The 22,670-nt window shown below is 72.1% G+C and carries 18 protein-coding genes; 7 read left to right on the plus strand and 11 right to left on the minus strand.

The genetic code is table 11. The annotated features are described in order from the left end of the window. Positions 1 to 7 precede the first annotated feature (7 nt). From KF837_07335 to KF837_07345, 3 genes are all read right to left on the minus strand, one after another. Positions 8 to 3,238, minus strand: coding sequence for an SNF2 helicase associated domain-containing protein (locus KF837_07335; protein MBX3227107.1), 3,231 nt, complete (start codon positions 3,236 to 3,238; stop codon positions 8 to 10). A 64-nt stretch (positions 3,239 to 3,302) separates the two neighbouring features. Continuing rightward, on the minus strand, positions 3,303 to 4,658 hold the full coding sequence (locus KF837_07340) for a sulfatase (protein ID MBX3227108.1): 1,356 nt from the start codon (positions 4,656 to 4,658) through the stop codon (positions 3,303 to 3,305). Continuing rightward, the gene (locus KF837_07345; protein MBX3227109.1) at positions 4,622 to 5,131 is read right to left on the minus strand and encodes a hypothetical protein; all 510 of its coding nucleotides are present in this window, start codon (positions 5,129 to 5,131) and stop codon (positions 4,622 to 4,624) included. The genes KF837_07340 and KF837_07345 overlap by 37 nt, the downstream gene beginning before the upstream one ends. A 74-nt stretch (positions 5,132 to 5,205) precedes the next feature. Between KF837_07345 and KF837_07350 the strand changes: the two genes are divergently transcribed. Continuing rightward, a complete protein-coding gene (locus tag KF837_07350) occupies positions 5,206 to 5,769 on the plus strand; it encodes a hypothetical protein (GenBank protein ID MBX3227110.1) in 564 nt (187 codons plus the stop codon). Here the strand turns inward: KF837_07350 and KF837_07355 are convergent. Then, positions 5,753 to 8,014, minus strand: a complete 2,262-nt coding sequence (locus KF837_07355; GenBank protein ID MBX3227111.1) for a hypothetical protein — start codon at positions 8,012 to 8,014, stop codon at positions 5,753 to 5,755. The two genes, KF837_07350 and KF837_07355, sit on opposite strands and share 17 nt — an antisense overlap. A 36-nt stretch (positions 8,015 to 8,050) precedes the next feature. Between KF837_07355 and KF837_07360 the strand changes: the two genes are divergently transcribed. Next, on the plus strand, positions 8,051 to 8,368 hold the full coding sequence (locus KF837_07360; protein MBX3227112.1) for a hypothetical protein: 318 nt from the start codon (positions 8,051 to 8,053) through the stop codon (positions 8,366 to 8,368). A gap of 17 nt (positions 8,369 to 8,385) precedes the next feature. Here the strand turns inward: KF837_07360 and lon are convergent, their stop codons facing one another. After that, positions 8,386 to 10,758, minus strand: a complete 2,373-nt coding sequence (gene lon / locus KF837_07365) for an endopeptidase La (protein ID MBX3227113.1) — start codon at positions 10,756 to 10,758, stop codon at positions 8,386 to 8,388. Between the two features lie 49 nt (positions 10,759 to 10,807). On the opposite strand from lon, the gene KF837_07370 reads away from it, so the two are divergent. The 3 genes from KF837_07370 (at position 10,808) to KF837_07380 (ending at position 13,350) form a co-directional block, all read left to right on the plus strand. Then, a complete protein-coding gene (locus KF837_07370) occupies positions 10,808 to 11,830 on the plus strand; it encodes an esterase-like activity of phytase family protein (GenBank protein MBX3227114.1) in 1,023 nt (340 codons plus the stop codon). Positions 11,831 to 11,850: 20 nt separating this feature from the next. Further along, positions 11,851 to 12,513: a hypothetical protein gene (locus tag KF837_07375; GenBank protein ID MBX3227115.1), complete on the plus strand. Its 663-nt coding sequence runs from the start codon at positions 11,851 to 11,853 to the stop codon at positions 12,511 to 12,513. 66 nt (positions 12,514 to 12,579) lie between these two features. After that, positions 12,580 to 13,350: a hypothetical protein gene (locus tag KF837_07380; GenBank protein MBX3227116.1), complete on the plus strand. Its 771-nt coding sequence runs from the start codon at positions 12,580 to 12,582 to the stop codon at positions 13,348 to 13,350. A 96-nt stretch (positions 13,351 to 13,446) separates the two neighbouring features. Here KF837_07380 and KF837_07385 read toward each other — a convergent pair whose 3' ends face one another. The 6 genes from KF837_07385 to KF837_07410 all read right to left on the minus strand — a co-directional run bounded on the left by KF837_07385 (position 13,447) and on the right by KF837_07410 (position 19,698). Then, the gene (locus tag KF837_07385; protein ID MBX3227117.1) at positions 13,447 to 14,133 is read right to left on the minus strand and encodes a hypothetical protein; all 687 of its coding nucleotides are present in this window, start codon (positions 14,131 to 14,133) and stop codon (positions 13,447 to 13,449) included. Positions 14,134 to 14,230: 97 nt separating this feature from the next. Continuing rightward, positions 14,231 to 14,980: a nucleotidyltransferase domain-containing protein gene (locus KF837_07390; GenBank protein MBX3227118.1), complete on the minus strand. Its 750-nt coding sequence runs from the start codon at positions 14,978 to 14,980 to the stop codon at positions 14,231 to 14,233. After that, positions 14,977 to 15,609, minus strand: a complete 633-nt coding sequence (gene tsaB, locus KF837_07395; GenBank protein ID MBX3227119.1) for a tRNA (adenosine(37)-N6)-threonylcarbamoyltransferase complex dimerization subunit type 1 TsaB — start codon at positions 15,607 to 15,609, stop codon at positions 14,977 to 14,979. Before tsaB ends, KF837_07390 begins: the two co-directional genes overlap by 4 nt. Next, on the minus strand, positions 15,606 to 16,784 hold the full coding sequence (locus tag KF837_07400; protein MBX3227120.1) for an AAA family ATPase: 1,179 nt from the start codon (positions 16,782 to 16,784) through the stop codon (positions 15,606 to 15,608). Before KF837_07400 ends, tsaB begins: the two co-directional genes overlap by 4 nt. 17 nt (positions 16,785 to 16,801) lie before the next feature. Then, the gene (locus KF837_07405) at positions 16,802 to 18,154 is read right to left on the minus strand and encodes a cation:proton antiporter (GenBank protein ID MBX3227121.1); all 1,353 of its coding nucleotides are present in this window, start codon (positions 18,152 to 18,154) and stop codon (positions 16,802 to 16,804) included. Beyond that, positions 18,151 to 19,698 (minus strand): mechanosensitive ion channel, encoded by a 1,548-nt coding sequence (locus KF837_07410; protein ID MBX3227122.1) that lies wholly within the window; start codon positions 19,696 to 19,698, stop codon positions 18,151 to 18,153. Before KF837_07410 ends, KF837_07405 begins: the two co-directional genes overlap by 4 nt. On the opposite strand from KF837_07410, the gene KF837_07415 reads away from it, so the two are divergent. Beyond that, positions 19,697 to 21,220, plus strand: coding sequence for an alkaline phosphatase D family protein (locus KF837_07415; protein ID MBX3227123.1), 1,524 nt, complete (start codon positions 19,697 to 19,699; stop codon positions 21,218 to 21,220). The two genes, KF837_07410 and KF837_07415, sit on opposite strands and share 2 nt — an antisense overlap. Continuing rightward, the gene (locus KF837_07420) at positions 21,217 to 22,662 is read left to right on the plus strand and encodes an alkaline phosphatase D family protein (protein ID MBX3227124.1); all 1,446 of its coding nucleotides are present in this window, start codon (positions 21,217 to 21,219) and stop codon (positions 22,660 to 22,662) included. The genes KF837_07415 and KF837_07420 overlap by 4 nt, the downstream gene beginning before the upstream one ends. Positions 22,663 to 22,670: the final 8 nt, after the last annotated feature.

Here is a 22,670-nt window from a genome sequence, read left to right on the forward strand (position 1 = left end):
CTCGAGCTTAGCTCGTCGCGGCCGGCTCGTCGTCCGCTTCGCCCGACGACGCGCCGAGGAGGACGGTGAGGTCGTCGTCGTCGAGATCGCCGCGCAGGACCGCGGCGGCGAGATCGCGCTTCGCGCGCTTCAACAGCGCGAGCTTGTCCTCGATCGTGCCCTCCGCGACGAGGCGAACGACGGTGACGGGTCGCGTCTGGCCGGGCCGGTGGGCGCGATCGGTCGCCTGCGCCTCCGCCGCTTCGTTCCACCACGGATCGAGGTGGATGACGGTGTCGGCGGCGGTGAGGTTCAGGCCCGCGCCGCCCGCCTTGAGCGAGATGAGGAAGAGCGGCGCGTCGCCTTCCTGGAAGCGAAGGACGGCGGCGTCGCGCTCGCGCGTCGCGCCGTCGAGGTACTCGTAGCGCACGCCGGCGCGATCGAGGTCGTCGCGCCAGAGCGTGAGCAGCTCCGTGAACTGCGAGAACACGAGCGCGCGACGGTCCTCCGAGACGAGCTCGCGCACGAGGTCGAGGAACGCGGCGCGCTTCGCGCTGTCGGCGGCGGACGCGTCCTCGTCGACGAGGCGTGGATCGCACGCCATCTGCCGCAAGCGGAGGATCGCGGTGAGCACCGAGAGCTCGACGCGCGCGCCCGCTCGTTTCTTCTCCTTCTTCGCGACCGCTTGCCGGAGCGCGATCGCGAGCGCGTCGTAGAGGCGCTTCTGCCGCGCGCCGAAGACGCACACGCGCTCGATCTCGGTCTTCGGCGGCAAGTCGGAGAGCACCTCCACCTTCGTGCGGCGGAGGACGAACGGGCGCACGAGCGCGCGGAGCTCCGCCGCGACCGCGCCGTCGGGGCGGAACGTCATCGGCACCTCGTAGCGCTCGGTGAAGTCGGCGAGCGCGCCGAGCATGCCGGGGTTCGCGAAGGTGAGGAGCGACCACAGCTCCGCGAGGCGGTTCTCGACCGGCGTGCCCGTGAGCGCGATACGCATCTCGGCGTCGAGCCGCCGCGCCGCGCGCGACGTCTCCGCGCCCGGGTTCTTCACGTTCTGCGCCTCGTCGAGGACGACCGCGCGGAACCGCGTCTTGACGAGCCGCTCCGCCTCGTTCCGCATGATCCCGTACGACACGAGCACGACGTCGGCGTCGGCGAAGCTCGCTCCGCGGCGGTACCGCGCGACGCGGAGGTCGGGCGTGAAGCGCTCCGCCTCGCGCGCCCACGTCCCGAGCATCGAGGTCGGACAGACGACGAGCGAGGGCTCTCCGCCCGCGTCTTCCTTCCAGCGCGCGAGGAACGCGAGCGTCGTCAGCGTCTTGCCGAGGCCCATGTCGTCGGCGAGGAGGCCGCCGGCGCCGACGCGCTGGAGGTGCTGCAGCCAGGCGAGGCCTTCGAGCTGGTAGGGGCGGAGCGCGGCGGAGAGGGCGCGCGGGAGCGCGGCGAGAGCGGGCCGCGCGCGCGCGGCGGTGCGCGGATCGATCGTGACGCGCACGTTCTCGCCCGCGAGCGCGCGCCAGCGCTCGAGGCGGCCGAGCTGATGCGACGGCAGGCGGAGCGACGCGTCGCGGAGGACGGCGTCGCCGAGGAGCGCCGCGACGTCCTCGGTCACGCGCGCGAGGGTGCCGTCGTCGAGCGCGATCCAGCGGCGGCCGCGCACGATCGCCTCGTGCAGCTCGGCGATCTCGACGACGAGCGCGCCGGCGCGGAACTCGAGCTCGGTGTCGAGCCAACCGACCTCGGAGCCGACGTGCACGTCGACCTCGACGGCAGGGCCCACGCGCGTCTTCGCGATCGACTCGGCGATGTGCACGTCGAAGCCGGCCGCGCGGAGCTCCTCCATCCCGCCCTGCCACAGCCGCACCGCGGACTCCTCGTACGCGACGAGCTCGCCTTCTCCTTCGAAGGAGAGGCCCGCCGCTTCGGCGCGCGCGACCGCTTCGTCTTCCGCCGCGCGATCGCGGGTGTCGTTCGGCTGCCGCCCGATGCGGAAGCGGCCGGCGCGATACACCGCCCACAGCTCGCCGCGCACGTCGAGGGGGGTGCCGCCGAGGCGGAGCTCGAAGGTGGGGCGTTCGAGCGGCGGGAGGCCCAGCGCGTGCGCGGACGGGAGGTCGATCCCGAGGCCGCCGCCGCGCGCGAGGATCGCGCGGCCGACGCGTTCGTCCTCGTCGAGCGGCAGCGACGGGACGCGCTGCATCCCGAGCGCGGCGTCGAGATCGACGTCGGGCGCGACGGGGAAGAAGCCGCGCGCGGGTCCGCTCCAGAGCCACGGGAACGCGCCGGCGAAGAGGACCGCGTCGGAGGCGGCGGCGATCGTGGCGCCGCTCTCGGCGCGCCATCGCACGACGAGCCGCTCCCCTTCCCGCTCGACGCGCGGGCGCACGCGATCGCGCGCGAAGCGGAGGTGTCCCTTGAAGCGCTCGCCGAACGCGCCGATCTCGTCCTTCAGGAGCTCCACCACGAGCGACGCCTGCCCGCGCGACGCGACGAGCGCTTGCTTGTCGGCGTGATGCGGCGCCGTGAGGTCGACGAGCGCGCGGCGCCGCTGCGAGAGCCTGAGCGCGAGCACGTCCTTCGCCGGGATGACGCGCGTGGTGCCGCGGCGGCGATGACGGAGCATGATCGCGGAGCGCCCGTCCGCGAGCGTGGTGATCTCGACCGCGATCTCGAGCTCGGCGTCGTCGAAGTCCCCTCGCGGCAGCCAGGCGGCGATCCGATCGTCGAGCGTCCGCGCCTCGAGCGCCGCGACACGCACGGCGGGGAGCGCGTCGACGAGGTCGAGCACCGACCGCGCCTCGATCGCCGCATCGTCGACCTCGCGCGGCACGGACGCCGGCGGGTGCGTTCGGTAGAGCGCGGCGCGAAGCGCCGGGGCGAAGGCGACGTCGACGAGCAGCCACACCGCGTGCTCGCACAACCGCGGGTGCCTGCACGCGCACGCGACATCGATGACCGCCGCGCTCGGCTCGCTCGCGCGCCCGCCGCCCTCGCGGCTCGCAGGTGACGCGCTCGGGCGCGCCCGTGGCGGCGGCGAAGCGCCGGGGTGTGGGGGCTCCGTGCGGACGCGGAGCGCGACCTTCATCGGGGTCGTGAGGCGACCGCTCTCGGTGTCGACGATGGACGCGGTGAGGCGGCCGGCGTCGTCGAGCGCCGGCAGCTCGGCGTAGATGCGCGATCGCGCGAGCGCTGCATCGACCGTCGCTGCGCCGAAGCGATCGTCCACGAACGACGGGTCGATCGCCGCGAGCCAGCTCACGTCTTCGCGTCCCTGCCGTCGTGGCGCTGCCCAGCCCCGAAGGCATCGATCGCCGTGGGCCGGGTCACCGCTTCTTCGGGTCCTTTTCTGGCTTGCCGGGGATGCCGCCGCGTGGATGCACGTAGACGATCTGCTTCGATACCTCGCGGTAGCGTTCGCGTATCTCCTTCGCGAGGTCGGGGCTCTCGCGCCAGAGGTCCTTCTTTTCGCCGGGGTCGGACTCGAGGTCGAAGAGCGAGAAGCGGTAGTCGTCGCCGAACGCGATGAGCTTGTACTTTCCATGGATCAGCGCGCGGCGGCGCTCGTTGTGATCGTCCTCCGGCAGGTCGACGACGACGTCGCGCTCCTCCGGCGTCGCGCCGTCGATCTCCGGGAGCAGGCTCTTGCCGTGCATCGGCGGCACGTCCTTCATCCCCACCAGCTCCGCGATCGTGGCGGGGATGTCGATCCCGGAGCGCGGTACGTCGATCGTGCGCGGCTCTCGGCCCGGGACCTTCGCGAAGAGCGGGACCCGCACGAGCTCCTCCCAGACCTCGTGCGCGTGGCGCCAGACGTTGTGCTCGCCGAAGCCCTCGCCGTGATCGGCGCTGACGATGATCGCCGTCTTCTTCCCCCACGGCTGGCTCTCCACGAAATCGAGGAGCTTGCCGATCCACATGTCCGTCCAGAAGACCTCCTCGTCGTAGAGGTCGCGGCTCTTCGTCCCGAAGTGCGGGCTCTCCGCGTGCGAGAAGTACTTGTCGTGGACGTCCATGTAGTGGAACCACGCGACGAACGGCTTGTCGTCCTTCGCCGCCTCGGTCATCAGATCGATCGCGATCGGCGTGAGCTTGTCGCTCGTGATGTACGGGTCCGTCGTGTAGTCGAACTGGAGGTTCGGGACGATCTTCCAGGTGCTGAAGCCGTGCTCGAAGCCCGAACCCGGCGGATTGAAATACATGTGCGCGTGCGCGCCCACGCACGAGATCCCCTCCGCCGAGAGGTTCTTGCAGAGAAACTCCTTCGGATCGAGGTAGCGCGTGAAAAACTGCCCCGTCCGCTGCAGCTCCGACGGGTACTTCCCGGTGAGGAAGCCCGGGATGCTCTTCGACGTGAACGACGACGTCGAATACGCGCGCGTCCAGGCGACCGATTGCTTGTAGAGCGCAGACAAACGCGGCGCGATCGGCCGCTCGTAGCCGGCCCACGGCATGTCGGCGCGGAGCGAGTCGACGGTGACGAGGAGGACGTTGAAAGGCCCCTTGTCCAGGGTGGCCGCAGCGGCCGCCTCGAGCGCGGCGTCGACCGCCGCGTCGGGCGGCGGCCCGGCGTCGAGCACCCCCGCCTCCGCCGGAGCCGGCGGCGTGCGCGTGCACCCGAGCGCGAGCGCCGCGACGACGAGGGCTACTTGTCCTTCAGGACGCAGTGTTTGTTCTCGCACGCGACCTTGCGGTCCTTGCACTCGGGCGCCGGCCCGGGCTTCAGCTTCGCGCAGTCGTTGTCGTTGTACTTCTTGCACTGATCGTCCTGCGTCTTCTTGGCGACGGCGTTCCAGTCCTTCTCGAGCGACTTCGGGATCGCGGCGGTGACGCAGGTGAAGCCGCACGCGCGCCCCTTCACGCCCACGCAGTCCGCGTCCTTCTTGCATTCCTTGTCGACCGCGATGCGCTCGGCATCCATCGCCAGCTGCGCGTCGTCCTGGAGCTTGGCGCACTCCGCGACCTTCGGGTCTTCCTTCGGCCCCGCGTCGGCCTCCTCCGGCGCCGCCCCCGCGTCGGGGACGTCGGGCGGCGCGGTGACCGCCGTCGGCGGCGCGGTCACGGGCTCCGGCTTCGGGTCGGAGCCGCACGCGAGGACGAGCGCGGCGGTCGCGGCGAAGGCGAGGAATCGCTGGGTAGGTCCGCTGGTCTTCATCGGGCGGGAATCTCGCACGGAACGAGGCTTTTCAGGGAAGATTTCCGCCGCGACCCGGCGCATGCTGGGCCGTCATGCGCCTCCGCGTCGCCGCCGCCGCGCTCGCCGTCGCCGCGACGTCGATCGCCCCCGAGGCGCGCGCCGCGGAGACGGAGTGGTACGGCTGGCAGACGATCGCCCTCGACGCGAGCGCGTTGGCCCTCGTCGCGATCGGCGCCGGCGCGGACAACGCCGAGCGCGCGTTCCCGTTCGGGGTGGCGGGCTACGGCACCTACCTCCTCGGCGCTCCGATCGTCCACGTCGTCCATGATCACGTCGGGCGCGCGTTCGGCGACTTGGGGATCCGCCTCCTGGCCCCGCCGCTCACCGCGATCGCCGGGCTCGCGATCGCCTCCGCCGCGGCCGGCGGCGACAGCGGTACCGACGAGCGCGTCGACGCGGCCCTCACCGGCACGCTCGTCGGGGCCGTCGTCGGCGTCCTCGGAGCGAGCGCGCTCGACGCCGGCGTCCTCGCCTGGGAGGACGAGCCGGCGGCGAAGGCGGAGAAGAAGACCGCCGCGCGGACGGGCCCCACGATCGCGCCGAGCGTCGCGCCGACGCGGAGCGGCTTCGCGGCGGGGCTCACCGGGACGTTCTGAGGCAGCGCTCGATCATCCGCAGCGTCGCGTCGCGCCGGCCGCCGGCCGCGCCCGCGAACGGATCGCTCGGCGACGCGATCGCCGCCTTCACCCGCTCGAGCGCGGCCGCGTCGGAGAGCGCGCACGCCGCGATCGCGCGCTGGCGCAACGTCTCGCGCGCGATGCGGGCGGTCGGGAGCTCTCCTTCGAGCGCGCGATCGAGGCTCGCGGCGCCGCGCTCGTAGAAGCCGCGCTGGAGCAGGTTGCGACCGGCGAGGTAGCTCGCGAGCGGGGCGTCGCCCCAGCGTCCGAGCGCGATGCCGGCGACGAAGTGATCGGGGCCGTGCGCGGCGTCGCCGAGGAGGAGCGCGAGGACGGCGCCCTCCGCGGCCGGATCCTCCGTCGCGACGCGCTTCACCTCGAGCGTGCGCGCGGCGTCCTCGTCGACGCTCTTCGCCGCGAGCGTCGCGTAGCGTGCGCGCGCGGGCGCGAGGTCCCCGTCGATGAAGTCGGCGTCCGCGAGCGCCTCCTCCGCGCGATCGCGATAGGTCCGCGGCACGTCCTCGCGCTTCGCGAGCGACTCGAGCTCGGCGCGCCCCGCCTCGCGATCGGTGTGCCTCCGCATCGTCACCGCGCGCGACTGCGCCGACGCGTGATCGCGCGCGTCCCGCGCGAGCGCCTTCTCGTAGAGCCGGATCGCTTCGGCGAAGCGCTGCGTGTCGCGGCAGACGTCGGCCTCGTGCCGGATCGCGTCGACGGCGTGCGGGCATCGCCGCCCGAAGAGGCCGGGGCGGTTGAACTTGGCGCGCGCGAAGCTCTCGGCCTCGGGCGGGAGCGGCACCGTCTTCAGGTACGCGCGGAACTCGGCGTCGAGCGTGGGCCACCCCGCGCCGGTCGCCTCCTCCACCGTCGCGCCCGCGTACCACGCGCGCACCTTGTCCATGCCGCGCGTCTTGCCGACGAAGTCGATGAACGCGCCGGCGAGGGTGTAGCTCTTCGACGACGCGTCGCCGAGGAAGCCGAGCGAGAAGACGCGCTGCATCGGCGGGAGGATGTCGATCTCCATCATCGCGCGCGCCCACTGCTCGTCGGTGAGGTCCTCGTCGTCGGGCGACGCGAACACGGCGACGCCTTCGATGAGGCCCGGGTTCGGGACGAGCCCGCCCACGGTGCCGGCGATGCGGAACGGCCCGTGCCCGAAGCTGCCCGCGATCACGTGCGCGAGCTCGTGGCCGAGGACGGGGTGCGGGTAGCCGCCGAGCTGGAGGTACACCTCCTCGCGCCACGGCTTCGCGATGTACGTGTGCGCCGCGCCCATCAGCCGCCGCTTGTCGTTCTCGTCGCGGAAGAAGAACGCGCGGATCCGCGCCGGCCCCTTCGTCCCGAGCCGCTCCTCCACCGCCGCCACCTCCTCGTCGCAGTCCTTCACGAGGAGGTTCGCCTCCTGCTCCCGCGTCGTCGACGGATACACGACGTCGCAGCGCACGCCGCGCTTCTCCGCGCCGAGGTCGGCGACGATCGACTCCGTCGTGCTGAAGTGCCCGAGCTTCCAGCCGGCGATGACGAGCTGGGCGCTCGCGAACATCGCGAGGAACGCGAGGAGCCCGCGCGCGCGCGTCGACAGGGCGGTGAGGTCGAGGACGTGCCCGCGCTCGGTGCGCCGCAGGATCGACGCCGCGAGCGCGAGCGCGACGAGGGTACAAAACGATCCGAGGCGGTAGGTGAGGAGCGCGGCGCCGGGCTCGATGACGGTGTCGTAGAGCGTGCCGCTGAAGAACCCGACGAACGGGTCGTAGGCGAAGATCATCGCCGACGAGTAGAAGCGCCAGAGCGACACGAGCACGCCGCCGACGGGCGCGACGAGGCAGAGGAGCACCGTCAGAGAGCGGCGCTTCGGCCGCGCGAGCTCGCCGACGACCGCCCCCCACGCGCCGCCCATCATCGCCCCGACGCCGGCGGTGAGCGCGAAGTAAAGGAGCGCGCCGCCGACCTCGCAGATGCCGACCCGGAGCACGTGGAGGAACGCGGTGAGCAGCGAGATCCCGGCGTACGCGAGCCCGCCCGCGAGCCCGTGCCCGAGGAGCTCGCTCGGCGTCCTCGACCGCGGCGCGAACCGAGCGGTGGCGATCGCGGCCGCGAGCGGAGCGACGAGCCCGGTGGCGAGCGAGTGCTCGTACCCGGGCCCGCCGAACAGCGGCAAGAACCCGATCGCGGTCATCAGGACGAAGACGACGATCGCGCCAATCGCGAAGGGACCACGGAGCATGGCGCGCACTCGAAGAGGGCGTGTAGCATCGCGCGAATGCAGGTTCTGCGTAAGGCCTCGTTTCTCGTCGCGGCGCTGGTGGTCGGCGCGGCGGCGGCGTGCGGGGCGACGGAGCCGGGGATGCCGAAAGATCCGTTCGGCGGGGCGGTCAACGTGAACGGCACGCCCGATCCGCAGAAGACCGACGTCGCGGGGAAGCCGGACACGACGAAGACGGGGACGGAGGGCAAGCCCGACCCGAGCAAGACGAATATCTCGAGCGGCCCCGCGGGCGGCGCGGTCAACCTCGGCGGCGCGCCCGACCTCTCGAAGACGAACGTCGTCCGTGGTGGAAAGGACGGCGGAAGGAAATGACCCCGCGCCGGTGAGCGCTACGGCGAGGCCGACGACGGCGCGCCGTCGGTGGGGCCCGCCGCCGGCGGCTCGAGGACGAGCGGGAGCACCTCGTCGACGCGCGTGACGAGGTGGACCTTCAGCTCCGAGAGCACGTCCTTCGGCACCTCCTCGAGGTCCTTCGCGTTGCGGCTCGGGACGAGGACCTCCTTGATGCCGGCGCGATGCGCGGCGAGGAGCTTCTCCTTGATCCCGCCGACGGGGAGCACCGCGCCGCGGAGCGAGATCTCCCCCGTCATCGCGACCTCCTTCTTCACCGCGCAGGCCAGGAGGAGCGAGGCGATCGCGGAGAACATCGTCACGCCGGCGGACGGTCCGTCCTTCGGCGTCCCGCCCTTCGGGACGTGGAGGTGGAAATCGATCGTCTCGAGGAACTTCGGATCGAGCCCGAGCTGCGACGCGCGCGAGCGCACGAAGCTCATCGCGGCGTGGGCCGACTCCTGCATCACCGCCTTGAGGTTGCCGGTGACCATGATCTCGCCGCGGCCCGGCATCTTCGACGCCTCGATGAAGAGGATGTCGCCGCCGGAGGGCGTCCACGCGAGGCCGGTCGCGATGCCGGGCGACGACGTGCGCTCCGCGAGATCGGGCGTGTACTTCGGCGGTCCGAGGACGATCTGCGCGAAGTCGGAGTTGCAGTTGAGCCGCACGTCCTCGCCCTCGGCGAGGCGCATCGCGACGTGACGGCACACGCTCCCGATCTCGCGCTCGAGCCCGCGCACGCCGGCCTCGCGCGTGTAGCTCTCGATGATCGTCTGGATGCCGTCCGTCTCGAAGGTGAGCCGCTCGTCGGTGAGCCCGTGCGAGGAGAGCTGCTTCGGGACGAGGAACTCCTTCGCGATGGAGTGCTTCTCCTTCCGCGTGTACCCCGGCACCTCGATGACCTCGAGGCGGTCCCAGAGCGGGCCCGGGATCGTGTCCGGGTTGTTCGCGGTCGCGAGGAAGGTGACCTGCGAGAGGTCGAACGGCGTGTCGATGTAGTGGTCCTGGAACGTGTTGTTCTGCGCCGGATCGAGGACCTCGAGGAGCGCCGCCGCCGGGTCGCCCATCATGTCGACGCCCATCTTGTCGATCTCGTCGAGGACGAAGACCGGGTTCTTCACCGCGACCTTCTTCAGGCCCTGGATGATGCGCCCCGGCAGCGCGCCGACGTAGGTGCGGCGGTGGCCGCGGATCTCGGCCTCGTCGCGCACGCCGCCGAGCGCGATGCGGTGGTAGCGGCGGCCCATCGAGCGCGCGATCGAGCGGCCGAGCGAGGTCTTCCCGACGCCGGGGGGGCCGATGAAGCAGAGGATCGGACCTTTTTTGTCCGCCCGGAGCTTCCGCACCGCGATGTACTCGACGATGCGCTTCTTCACCTTCTCGAGGCCGAAGTGGTCCTCGTCGAGGCAGCGCCGCACGTCGGCGGGATCGAGCTTGTCCTGCGTCGTCTTCTGCCAGGGCAGGTCCGACAGCCACTCGACGTACGTGCGCGTGACGTTGTACTCCGCCGACTGCTGCTGCATCCCGGCGAGGCGGCCGAGCTGCTTCTTCGCGATCTTCATCGCGTCCTCGGGGAGCTGCGCCACGCGCACGCGCTCGCGGAGCTCCTCCACGTCGTCCTCGTCCGTCTCGCCGAGCTCCTCGCGGATGCTCTTCATCTGCTGGCGGAGGATCAGCTCGCGCTGGTTCTTCCCCTCCTCCGTCACCATCGTCGAGACCTCCCGCTTCACGCGGAGCAGCTCGAGCTGCTTTTGCACCATCGAGAGGACGAGCGCGACCCGCTCCTTCGGATCGAAGGTCGAGAGGACGCGCTGCTTGTCCGAGACGGTGACGTTGTCGATCGTGAGGTTCGACGCGATGAGGTCGGCGAGCGCGCCCGACTCGCGCACGTTCTCGAGGATGCCCGCCGTCTCCTTCGGCAGGTTCGGGAGCAGCTCGAGCAGCTCGCGCGTGCCTTCGCGGAGCTGCGCGCCGAGCTTGTCGAGCTCCACGTCGCGCTCGAGGTCCTCCGCGACGCGCCGGACCTTCGCGCGCATGTACGGCTCGAGCCCGACCTTGCCCGCGACCTTGAGGCGCGACAGACCGTGCAAGACGACGGAGTAGTTCGCGACGCTGAGGCGGATGACCTTCACGACGCGGGCGACGGTGCCGACCTCGTAGATGTCCTCGAAGCCGGGCTCGTCGACGTCCGAGTCGCGCTGGCTCACGATGCCGACGACGGCGCGGTCCTGACCGAGGAGGTCCTCCACGAGGCGGACGCTGCGCGCGCGGCCGACGTTGATCGGGACGACGCTCGCGGGGAACACGACGCTGTTCCGGAGCGGGAGGATGGGAAGTGTCTCGAGATCGGAGCGCGATTCCTGGCTCATTCTGGGCTCCTCTCAGGTTACTCGCGCGCGGGGTAAGATCATCTGCCGAATGCGTGGGCTCCCGCTCCAGCGCCGGCATTTCCTGGCTGGGCTCGGTCTCGCCGCCTGCACGCGGCAGAACGGGGCCTCGGCGCCGCGCCGCCCCCGCGCCGCGGTCGAGCTGTACTCGGTCTACGATCTGCCCGCGACCGACGCCCGCAGCCGCGAGCTCTCCGGGATCGCGTGGGACGGGGCGACGCGCTCGCTCTGGGCGGTGCAGGACGAGTCGGCGCTCATCGTCCGCCTCGCGCCGAACGCCGACTTCACGCGCTGGGACTTCGCCGAGATGGTCCACGTCACGTGTGGAGGACCGGTCGATCTCGAAGGTCTCGTCATGACGAAGGACGGCTTCATCGTCGCGAGCGAGGAGGGCCCGCGCGTGATCGAGATCTCGCGCACGGGCCAGTTCGTCCGCGAGATCGTGCTGCCGGAGCGCTTCCGCGACGCGCGGCACAACCAGAGCCTCGAGTCGCTCACGCTCACGCCGAGCGGGCGCTGGCTCTTCACCACGACCGAAGTCGCGCTGCCGCGGGACGGCAGCGTCGCGACGCTCGAGGCCGGCACGCGCGTCCGCATCGTGCGGATCGATCGCGAGACCGGCGAGATCGACGAGTACGCCTACGCGACCGATCCCGCGCCCTACGCCACCGGCGACTGGGGCGTCTCGGACCTCGCCGCGGTCGGCGAGAACGAGCTCCTCGTGCTCGAGCGCGGCTGGACGCGGTACCGCGGCAACACCGCGCGCATCCACCGCGTCACGCTCGACGCGAGCACGAGCTGCGCCGCGATCGACGCGCTCTCCGCCGCGACGCCGGCGCTGACGAAGCGGCTCTTCGTCGACCTCGGCCAGCTCACGTTCCGCGGGCTGCCGGCGCCGAAGCAGCCGCAGTCGAGCCCGCTCATGGACAACTACGAGGGGCTCGCGATCGGACCGCGGCTCGAAGACGGTCGCGGATCGGTCATCGTCGTGAGCGACGACAACGCGCACGACAACCAGGTCGCGCGGATCCTCGTGCTCGCCGTGAGGACGTGACCCGTGATACGAGAGGGGCCGTGAAAAACCTCTCCGTCGCGATCCTCCTCTCGTCCGCTCTGGCGGCGGGCTGTGGCGGCAAAACGGCCGAGGACCCGCACTCGGTGCTGCGCTCCTACTCGCGCGCGCTCGACGAAGGACGCGCGGAGGACGCTTACCGCATGCTGAGCGAGGAGGCGCGGCGTGGCATCTCGCTCGAGGCCTTCCGCCGGATGGTGAAGGACAACCCGGAGGAGGTCCGCGAGATCGCGAAGGCGCTCTCGCGGCCGACCGCGCGCCCCGTCGTCACCGCGACGGTGACGAGCGCGAACGGCCAGGAGCTCCAGCTCGTCCTCGAGAACGGCAAATGGAAGGTCGAGGCGACCGCGATCGATCTCTACGCGCAAGACACGCCGCGCCACGCGATCCAGGGCTTCATCCGCGCGGTGGAGCGGAAGCGCTACGACGTCGTCCTCAAGTACGTACCCGACGGCCATAAGGAAGGCCTCGACGCGGCGAAGCTCAAAGGCGCGTGGGAAGGCCACGACAAAGAGGAGATCGATCAGGTCGTCGCCGGCGTGAAGCAGGCGCTGCCCTCCGCGACGATCGAGGAGACGGGCGACCGTGCGACGATGGCCTACAGCCAGGGCACGATGCAGCTCGTCCGCGAGCGCGGCCTGTGGAAAATCGAGGACTTCGACTGACGATCCGGGCTAATTTGCGCGCGGGTTGAACGTCTCGACCCGATCCTCGTCGAACCTGAGGCTGCCATGCGCAAACCGACTTCCCTCCTCTTTCCGACCTTCTTCCTCGCGACCTCGACCCTCGCCGCATGCAGCTTCCAGATGCGAGCGGGCAACGACCCGAACGCTCCGAACCAACCAAACCAACCGAACCAGCCGAACCAGCCGGCGGCGCAACCGAGCCAGTCGACGCCGGCGCCGCGCGTCGGTGAGCCGCTCCGCAGCACGGGCCGCCGCCGTCCGACGCCCGCGCCGAGCCAGACGGTGCCGCCCGCGCCGAGCACGCCCCCGGCGGGCTCCGGCGTCGTGACCGGCGGCACGATCTTCGGCAGCGGCACGGTCGATCCCAACGGCTACAAGGGCAACCTCTACTTCGTGAACGCGGGCACGACGACGATCCCGGACGTCGCGAGCACGACCCCGAACGGCGTCCTCTTCCTCAGCTCGCTCAACGTCGCGCCGCAGGCGTTCACGACCGGCTTCCCCGGCGTCGACGCGAACCGCAAAGAGAACTTCGTCATCCGCTACGAGGGCCCGCTCGTCGTCGGCACCGAGGCCGACTACGACTTCCGCGTCGTCGCGGAGGACGGCGCGAAGCTCCTCATCGACGGGATGGAGATCGTGAACAACGACGGCGTGAAGACGGCCCCCGCCGACAAGAGCGGCCCGGTCCACCTCGTCGTCGGCAACCACCTCCTGACCGTCGACTACCTGCAGACGACCGGCAACGTCGCGCTCCAGGTCTTCTGCAAGAAGGACGGCGGCGACGAGACGATCTGTCCGACGAAGCTCCCGTAACCCGGAGCCCGGAGGGCTCATCGGCGAGCAGCGGAGGATGCGCGCGTCTTCGCGCGCGTCCTACGGCTGCGAGCGGGGTGTAGGGGGCAGAGCCCCCTACCTTGAAGAGAGGCTCGAGCAGAAGTCCGCGTGGAGGCGGCCCTTCGCCGTGCCGTCGGGGAAGGTCGCCTCGACCTCGAGCTCGACGCTCGTCTCGCTCACCGCGACGACGGTGACCGCGATCGCGCTCGCGCGCACGAACGGCTGGTCCTTCACGAGCTCTCCCGCGAAGTCGAGGTACGTGGCGGAGAGGCCGTCGGCCTCGGTGAGCTTCGCCCCCGCCGCGACGTCGCGCTTCACGCCGGTGAGGAGCAGCGTGCGAGCCGGTGACGGCGTCGACTCGTCGGGGCACTTCGCCTCCCCGCCCTCGTGGATCTCGATATGGAAGGTATCGCCGTCTTCCGCGGTCGTGACGCCGAACTGCGCGCGGCTCAGCCCGCCGGTCGCGTCGCCGAAGGCGAGCTCCATCGTCGTCTCGTTCGCGGGCGCCGGCTCCGCGGGGGTGGGCGCGCCCGGGGTCCCCGGCCCGCCGCACGCCTCGTCGGCGACGAGCTGCGCGAGGGTGACGGTCTCCTTCGTGCCGTTGGTGCACTGGACGTCGAAGTTGCCGTCCGGCCGGCGGAACATGCTGTCGATGTCGCGCGTCGCGAAGTCCTCGCTCGTTCCGGTGTCGTCTCCGGCGGCGGTGCAGCCGCTCGCGACGGCAAGGATGGTGGCAACGGCGAAGAGCTTTAGGGCATTCATCGGAGGACAGGCAGCTACCACCTCACAGCCGATGTGCAGGGACGACCGCCGGTTGAGACGCCATGGATAGGCCTGGGTCACCGGCGACCAGGGTCGCTCAGGGCTCGCGGCGCAGGCTCTCGGGGCCGGTCGAGACGCGGTCGACGTCCTCGATCGCGTGGCCGAGGAGCTTCGTGAGCGCGGCGTGCGCCTCCTCGGGCCTCTCGCGCGGCGCGGCGAGCGAGCTCACGTCGACGCCGTAGTGCGCGCCGGCCGCGGCGACGACGCTCGCGACGTCGGCCTTGTGCTCGACCCCGCGCAGCGCGAGGAGCGCCGCGAGCGGGCGGCGGACCTGGCGGATCTTGCGGAGGACCGAGCCGCCGACGGCCTCGCGCGCGCCGAGCGAGTCGGTGACGGCGCGGCGGAGCCAGAACACGGCCTCGCGCAGCTCCTGCTCGATGCGGAGGCGGCGATGGGTGTCGTGGACGACGACCTTGGCGAGCGCGTCCTCCCCGAAGACGCGGATGTGCCAGCGCTTCACCTCGTCGTAGAGGAGCGGGAACGCGTCGCACGCCCCGGCGAGCTCGGACTCGTGGATGAACGACGGCGAGAGGCGCGCGCCGTACCGCGCCGCCTGCGTCGCGCTCGCGATCGCCTCGAGCCGCTCGAACGAGATCGCGCCGCGCACGATCACGATCGCGTTCACGTCGCTCTCGCCGAACTTGTAGTCCCCGCGCGCGACGCCGCCGGTGAGCAGCACCGCGACGAGGTCCGCGCCGAACGTCGCCTCGAGGCTCTTCTGCCACTCCTCGAGCCGCGCCCGCACGCTGGCGGGGAGCCCCTGGTACATCGGGTGCGTGTTGCTCATCGCGCCACCGTAATCTCCGGAGGGCGGACGTAAATCGGGTCGAGCGCGTCGGGGGCGATCGCGACGCGGGCGCGGGCGGCGAGCGCGACGCCGCGGGCGTGCGGGAGCGCGTGGTCGCCGGCGGTGAGGCGCGTCACGGTGCAGCCCGGCGGGTCCGGGATCTTCGCGCTCGCCTCGCCGACGAAGGTGATCGCGCCGGACAGGTCCGCCCACGCCGCGACCGCGTCGGGGACGAGGCAGGCGGGCTCGCGGTTCGGGAGGCCGACGTAGACCTCGCCGCGGATCGCGTCGATCGCGGCGAGCGTGCGCGCGGGGTCCGGCGTCAGCGCGGCGAGGGCGTCGAGGGAGGAGACGCCGACGCACGACGCGCCGGTGCCGAGGAGGATCCCCTTCACCGTCGCGACGCCGATGCGGACGCCGGTGAAGGAGCCGGGGCCGAGGCCCACGCACCAGCGCTCGACGTCGCGCGGCTTCCAGCCCGCCTCCGCGAAGAGGCGATCGATCATCGGGAGCAGCGACTCGCCGTGCGCGTTCGAGACGCGGCGCGCCTCCTCGAGGACGAGCACGTCGTCGTCGAAGAGCGCGACCGACCCGAGCGCCGTCGACGTGTCGACCGCGCAGATCCTCACAGCTGCGCGAAGCGGCCGCTGCGGAAGGCGGCTTCGAGGAGCTGGTCGACGCGCTGGATGAGCTCCGGCGCGCGCGGGTCCGGGCTCGCGCCGAGCGCGGCCTTGATCTCGTTGAGCGCCTTGAGCTGCGAGAAGAGCTGCACGTCGGAGAGGCCGCCGCCGCCGGTGAGCACCTGACGCACGCGGTCGATCTCGCCCGCGAGCGCCTCGATGCCGATGCCCGCCGCGCCGACGCGGCGCGCGTTCGGGTGATCGCGGTAGTGCGCCTCGAGCACCGGCGTCACGATCGACTCGAGGATCGCGCTCTGGTCCTCGTTGTTCCAGATGTGCTTCAGGACGAAGAAGTCGCTCGCGTCCGGCTGCGCGCGGCCGTCGAGGAACGCGCTCGCGGCGAAGAGCTTCAAGAGCTTCACGACGCGGCGGTCGGAGAGCGAGACGCCCTCGGCGCGGATCTGGAAGACGAGGCCCTTGTACTGCGAGAAGAACTCCTCCGTGAAGCGCATGCGCTGCGCGAACTGACGATGGAGCTCCTGGATCTCGCGCGCCGAGACGATCGGCTGCACCGGCGCGTCGGTGAGCGCCATGATCTCGTGCTGCACGCCCTTCGTGAGGAGATCCTGGAAGTGGTACGCGTCGAGGTTGTCGGACCGGATGCGGAGGAGGAAGCGGTCGAAGATGGCGGTCAGCGTCTCGTCGGTCGGGACCTCGTTCGAGGCGCCGAAGCACGAGAGCAAGGGGCACTTGAGGACGACGCCGCCCGACGTGTAGCGGCGCTCGTTCAAGAGCGTGAGGAGCGCGTTCAGGATCGCCGAGTTCGACTTGAACACCTCGTCGAGGAACACGACCTCCGACGCCGGGAGCATCCCCTCGATGCGGCGCTGGTAGCGGCCCTCGCGGAACGCGGCGATGTCGACGGGACCGAAGATCTCGTTCGGCTCCGTGAAGCGCGTGAGGAGGTACTCGAAGTAGCTCGCCTGGAGGAGCCGCGCGAACATGCGGATGAGCGCGCTCTTCGCGGTGCCGGGCGGACCGATGAGCACCGCGTGCTCGCCCGCCACGACCGCGATGAGGAGGAGGCGGATGACCTCGTCCTTGCCGAGGAAGCGAGACTCGAGCGTGCGCGCGAGCTGCGCGAGACGGACCGGGAGCTGATGAGCAGGAGCGGCCTGCGACATGGGAGCGGCCTACCCTATCAGGGTTCGTCGTTGGGGTCCCCCAGTTCGTCCGCGACCGCGGCGACGGGAAGACGGGTCGAGGACGGAGGCGGAGGCGGCGGGTGCGTCGCGCGCTCCGGCGGGCGCACCGACGGGGGCGGCGGCGGGATCGACGGCGCGGCCGCGACCGACGCCGGCGCGATCTCCCCCGCCTCGACGAGGAGCGCGCGGAGCGAGAGCGTCGACACCAGCTCGCCGAGCGCGGCCGAGGCGACCGCGGCGACGAGGAGCGTGTCGCCGAGCGGGCCCGGGAACCGAAGCGCGAAGGCCAGCCCGCACGCGGTCGACACCGGCCCCGACGAGAGGAGCACGATCCCGAGGAGCGGCCCCGCCGGCTTCGCGACCGCCGTCGACGCGCGGACGAGGAGGCCCGACACGAGCTTGCCCGCGATCCGCGCGCAGAGCACGAGCGCCACGAGCGCCGCGAGCGATCGGTGCTCGACGAGCGGCCGCACGTCGACGCGCGCGCCCGCGAGGAGCAGCATCGGGTAGAGCACCGCGCGCTCGGTAGGGCGCACCAGGTGCCGGAGCGCGGTCCGCGCCGGCGACGCGGCCGCGAGCGCGATCCCCATCACGAATGTCACGAAAATGGTTGATAACCCGAAACGCGCCGCGGCCCCCACGCCGAGCAGGATCGTGCCGATGACGGCGCCCCACACCGCGTCGCCCTCCGCGCCGCGGAGGAGCACCGCCGTGACGATGCCGAGACCCGCGCCAAGGGCGAAGCTCGCGAGGAACCAGCCCGACGCCGGCAGCGTCACCGCGATCCCCGCCGCGGGCGAGAGCGCGAAGATCGCGCCCGCGGCGACGAGCGGCGCGAGGTCGTCCGCCGCGCCGATGTCGACGAGGAGCCGCGAGATCGGGCCCTTCGCGCCCCACCGCGCCTGCACCCACTCCACCGCGTAGCGCGCGGTCTCCGCGCTCACCGCGCCCGCGCCCGCCGCGAGGAGGAGGCGCGACTTCTGGCCCTCGATCCCGGGGAGCGCGAGCCGCGGCGCCGCGTAGTAGACCGCGAACGCGACGACGCCGCCGGTCACGAGCGCGCAGACGATGCCGAGCGCGGTCGACGCCTGCTTCACGCGACGGCCCTCGACGCGACCGAAGTCGAGGCCGACGACGAAGGCGAGCCAGCCGAGCGCGACCTGCACGAGCGGCTCGAACTCGTCGATCACCTTCAGCTCCAGCACGCCGAGCGCGTGCGGACCGACCGCGAAGCCGAGCACGATGAACTCGATCCCGGAGGGCAGCCCCCTCGTCTTCCCGAGGTTGACGAGGAGCGTGCCGAGGTACGAGAGCACGAGCAGGCCCATGAGGAGGGCGATCGCGCTCACGGTCCCGTCTTCCTCCCGAGCCCGATCCCGAGCTTCGCGAGCGCGTCCTGGACCGCCCTCCCGAGCGTGAGGTCGCCGCGATGGGTCGCGCTGTGCACGCGCCAGTGCGCGCCGGCGGAGTCGAGGTACACGAGCTCGACCCGGCCGCGCGAGCTGATGCTGCGCGCGGCGTCGAGGAGCGCCTGCTCGACGTCGGCCTGCGACGCGGCGGGGTCGACGACGACGTCGACCGCGGCGAGCGGCGGATGGCGATGGATGCGCGTCGGGTGGATGAGCGCGAGGACGTGCGGGACGCTGATGTCGGACTGGGCCGCGTCCTCGAGACGAACGTCGAAGAGGCGGACCTCGGCGACGCGGCCGGAGCGGCCGCCGAACTCGACGAGCTCGCCCTTCTTCACGCGGCGCCCGAAGATCACGATCGTCCCCGCCGCCGCGGACGCGAGGAGCGGCGTCGCGGCGAGGGCGATCGCGAGGAGCGCGACCAGACCGACCCGCGCGAGCGATCCGTCGCCGGAGCCGGTGATGAGCGGCGAGGCGAACACGAGCGCGGCGATGACGATGCCGATGCGGAGGAGCGTGCTCGTCGGGCGCGCGAGCTCGCGCGGGAGCCACGCGATCCGCGTGTCGCCGCGGGTGACGCTGTCGAAGAAGAGGCCGACGAAGCGGACGAGGACGCTCACCGCGAGCATCGCGATGCCGGCGAGGATCGCGACCGGCAGCGCGGTGCCGATGCGGGTGGCGAGGGCGTAGACCGGCGAGAGGATCGCGCCGGTGAGGCGCTCGGTGTACCCGCGCGTCGACTCGAAGAGCGAGAGGCCGAAGATGAGCCACGCGTACGCGATCGCGATCTGGATGAGGCGATAGCCGAGCGTAAGCGCGATCGACGAGCCGCCGCGCGTCGCGCCCGCGCTCACGACCTCGATCTTGCCGAGGCGGATCGCGGCGAGCCGCTCCGGGTTGTCGGCCATCCAGGTGCGGAGCCGCTCCGCGAGCTCCGACGCGCGCCCCAAGAGCCAGAACGCGACGAGCGCCGAGAAGACGAGGAGCGAGACGCTGAAGACCGTCGTAGCGATCGCGCTCCGCTGCCGCTCGCTCGACACCGCGTCGGCGACCTTCGCCGTGACGCGGCCGGCGAGGACGTGGAGCGACTCGTCGCTCGCCTGCGCGTCCTCGCGCACGAGCGTCAGCACCGGCGTCGCGCCGACGTAGACGACCGCGGTCCCCTCCTTCGTCTCCTCGAAGCGCGAGTCGCCGAGCTGCTCGGGGTGCGCGAGCAGCGTGTCGAACGCGGCCTGCGCCTCCTTCGCGCGCTGCACCGGCGTGCGCCCGCCGTGCGCCGCCTGGAACGTGAAGACGACCTTGTCGCGCACGCGCACGTCGGTCGACGCCGCGCCGGGCGCGACGGAGGCCGACGGCGCCGCGATCGCACCCGCGTCCGCGACCTCGTCGGCGCTCGCGAGGGCCCACGCCGGGAACGCGAGGAGGGCGACGACGACCGCGATGAGCCGCACGCACGTCTGGACGACATGGTAAGAGCGGCGCATGCGCGGCGGTCGAGGGTACCATATCGGCCGGCGCGACCTCCTCCTCGGTGCGCTCGCGACCGGCTGCGCGCCGCGAAGCCCGCAAATCCCTGCGTCCGACGCGCCGCGCACGCTCTGGGGCGTCCAGGTCGGCGACGTCACCGCGACGAGCGCGGTGGTCTGGTCGCGCGCGGACCGTCCGTCCCGGCTCGTCGTCGAGATCGGCGAGGCCGGGGCCGCGGGCGATCGGTTCACGCCGCTCCATACCGTGCACGGCAGCGAAGCGACGGCGGCGACCGACTTCACCGCGAAGGCGCTCGTGCGCGGCCTGGCGCCGGGCGTGCCGGTTCGTTTTCGCGCGCGCATGGATGGCTCGGAGTGGAGCTACGGGAGCTTCCGCCCCGCGCCGACGACGGCGACCGCGCTCCGCTTCGCGTGGTCGGGCGACACGAACGGCCAGGGTTGGGGGACCGATCCCGCGCGCGGCGGCATGCCGGCGTACGCCGCGCTCCACCGGATGCAGCCCGATCTCTTCATCCACTGCGGCGACACGATCTACGCCGACGACCCGATCCCAAGGTCGATCGCCCTCCCCGACGGGACGAGCTGGAACAACGTCGTCGATCCCGGCAAGACGAAGGTGGCGGAGACGCTCGACGACTACCGCGCCGCGCATCGCTACCCGCGCGGCTGCGCGGAGTTTCGCGCCTGCTCCGCCGACGTGCCGCTCGTCGCGATCTGGGACGACCACGAGGTGCGCGACAACTGGTTCCCGGGCGAGGTGCTCGCCGACGAGCGCTACGGCGAGCGCCGCGTCGACGTGCTCTCCGCGCACGCGCGCCGCGCGATGTTCGAGTACCTCCCGACCGCGCTCCGCCCCGCCGACCCGATGTACCGCGTCCTCCGCTACGGACCGCTCGCGGACGTCTTCCTCCTCGACGGCCGCTCGCACCGCTCGCCGAACGAGCCGCCGCCCGCCGCCGGCGCGCTGCTCGGTCCGGCGCAAGAGGCGTGGCTCGTGGAGTCGCTCGCGACCTCGCGCGCGCGCTGGAAGATCGTCGCGTGCGACATGCCGATCGGACTCCAGATCGGCGACCGCGGCGCGGCGCTGCCGTGGGTCGCCGACGGCTGGGGCAACGACGAAGGTGGGCCGCCGCGCGAGCGCGAGGTCGAGCTCGCGCGCATCCTCTCCGCTTTGAAGGCGCGCGGCGTGAAGAACGTCGTGTGGCTCGCGGCCGACGTCCACTACGCCGCCGCGCACCGCTTCGATCCGGTGCGTGCGATCTACAAGGACTTCGATCCGTTCTGGGAGCTCGTCGCCGGGCCGATGCACGCGACCGCGTTCGGGCGAAAGAACCTCGATCTCACGTTCGGGCCCGAGCTCGCGTGGTGCAGCATGGACTGGGAGGCGCGCGGCTCGCCCGCCGACGGGCGCCAGTTCTTCGGCGTCATCGACGTCGATCCGCGCGACCCCAACCTCCAGGTCCGCTGGTTCGACGCCTTCGGGCGCGAGCTCCACCGGCTCGCGATCCCGGCGGCATGAAGCTCGGCCGCCGCCAGCTCCTCCAGGCCGCCGCCGCGAGCTCGCTCGCGTGCCGCCGCAAGCTCGATCCGCCGCGGTGGGGCGTACAGTCGGGAGACGTGGATCACGCGAGCGCGGTGATCTGGTCGCGCGCCGCCGGCGCCTCGCGGATGAAGGTCGAGTGGTCGCTCGCGCCGAGCTTCGATCGCGTCACGGAGGTGCTCGGCCCGATCGCGCACGGCGGCACCGACTTCACGGCGAAGGTCCGCCTCACGGGCTTGCCGAGCGGGACGCCGATCCACTACCGCGCGTGGTTCGACGACGGCGAGCGCCTCACCGGCCGCTTCGCGACCGCGCCGCTCGACGATCGCAGCGTGCTCCTCGCGTGGTCGGCCGACGTCGCGGGTCAAGGCTGGGGCATCGATCCGTCGCGCGGCGGCATGCCGGCGTTCCGCGCGCTCCGCGAGCGCGAGCCCGACCTCTTCATCCATTGCGGCGACGCGATCTACGCCGACGAGGCGATCCCGCCCGAGCTGGTCCTCCCCGACGGCGGCGTCTGGCGGAACGTCCTCGAAGACGAGCGCCGCGATCGCGCGCGATCGCTCGAGGACTTCCGCGCCGCGTGGCGCTACCCGCGGCGATCGGCGGAGGTCCTCGCGTTCAGCGCGGCGGTGCCGATCGTGTCGATCTGGGACGACCACGAGGTCACGAACGACTGGATCCCGGGGCAGACCGGCGCGCTCGAGGCGCACGGCCGGCGCGCGATGTTCGAGCACACCCCGACTCTGCGCGATCCTTCGCAGCCGATGTACCGCAAGGTCGCGTGGGGGCCGCTCGTCGACGTCTTCCTCCTCGACGGCCGGAGCTATCGCTCGCCGAACGATCCGCCGCCGCCGGAGGGCGAGGCCGGCATGCTCGGCGCGGCGCAGGTCGCGTGGCTCACCGAGGCGCTGCGCTCGTCGCGCGCGGTCTGGAAGTTCGTCGCGAACGGCCAGCCGATCGCGGACGGCTTCCGCGGGCGGGGGCGCACGCGGCCCGTCATCCACGACTCGTGGAGCAACGGAAACGGCCCGCCGGCGGAGCGCGAGCACGAGCTCGCCCGGCTCCTCGGCGCGATCCGCGGGGTGAAGAACGTCGTGTGGCTCGCGGCCGACGTGCACTACTGCGGCGCGCGGCGGTTCTCGCCGGAGCATGCATCTTACAAGGACTTCGATCCCTTCTGGGAGCTCATCGCAGGCCCGCTTCACGCCGCGCACTTCCCCGCCAACCCGCTCGACGACACGTTCGGCCCCGAGGCGGAGTGGACGAGCGCGGGCGAGCACTTCCGCGGCACCCCCGCCGACGGCGAGCAATACTTCGGCCTCCTCGCGATCGACGGAAAGACCCACGCCCTCACCGTCACCTTCGCCGACGCCCGCGGCCACGATACCCACCGCCTCACGCTCCCAGCCGCTCGGGATTGACGGGGCGC

Source organism: Labilithrix sp. (assembly GCA_019637155.1).
Classification (GTDB): domain Bacteria; phylum Myxococcota_A; class Polyangia; order Polyangiales; family Polyangiaceae; genus Labilithrix.

Coding starts and splice junctions, on each gene's coding strand:
- KF837_07345 (MBX3227109.1), bottom strand. CDS start 5,131: ATGAAGACCAGCGGACCTACCCAGCGATTCCTCGCCTTCGCCGCGACC.
- KF837_07350 (MBX3227110.1), top strand. CDS start 5,206: ATGCGCCTCCGCGTCGCCGCCGCCGCGCTCGCCGTCGCCGCGACGTCG.
- KF837_07355 (MBX3227111.1), bottom strand. CDS start 8,014: ATGCTCCGTGGTCCCTTCGCGATTGGCGCGATCGTCGTCTTCGTCCTG.
- KF837_07360 (MBX3227112.1), top strand. CDS start 8,051: ATGCAGGTTCTGCGTAAGGCCTCGTTTCTCGTCGCGGCGCTGGTGGTC.
- lon (MBX3227113.1), bottom strand. CDS start 10,758: ATGAGCCAGGAATCGCGCTCCGATCTCGAGACACTTCCCATCCTCCCG.
- KF837_07370 (MBX3227114.1), top strand. CDS start 10,808: ATGCGTGGGCTCCCGCTCCAGCGCCGGCATTTCCTGGCTGGGCTCGGT.
- KF837_07380 (MBX3227116.1), top strand. CDS start 12,580: ATGCGCAAACCGACTTCCCTCCTCTTTCCGACCTTCTTCCTCGCGACC.
- KF837_07385 (MBX3227117.1), bottom strand. CDS start 14,133: ATGAATGCCCTAAAGCTCTTCGCCGTTGCCACCATCCTTGCCGTCGCG.
- KF837_07390 (MBX3227118.1), bottom strand. CDS start 14,980: ATGAGCAACACGCACCCGATGTACCAGGGGCTCCCCGCCAGCGTGCGG.
- KF837_07400 (MBX3227120.1), bottom strand. CDS start 16,784: ATGTCGCAGGCCGCTCCTGCTCATCAGCTCCCGGTCCGTCTCGCGCAG.
- KF837_07415 (MBX3227123.1), top strand. CDS start 19,697: ATGCGCGGCGGTCGAGGGTACCATATCGGCCGGCGCGACCTCCTCCTC.
- KF837_07410 (MBX3227122.1), bottom strand. CDS start 19,698: ATGCGCCGCTCTTACCATGTCGTCCAGACGTGCGTGCGGCTCATCGCG.
- KF837_07420 (MBX3227124.1), top strand. CDS start 21,217: ATGAAGCTCGGCCGCCGCCAGCTCCTCCAGGCCGCCGCCGCGAGCTCG.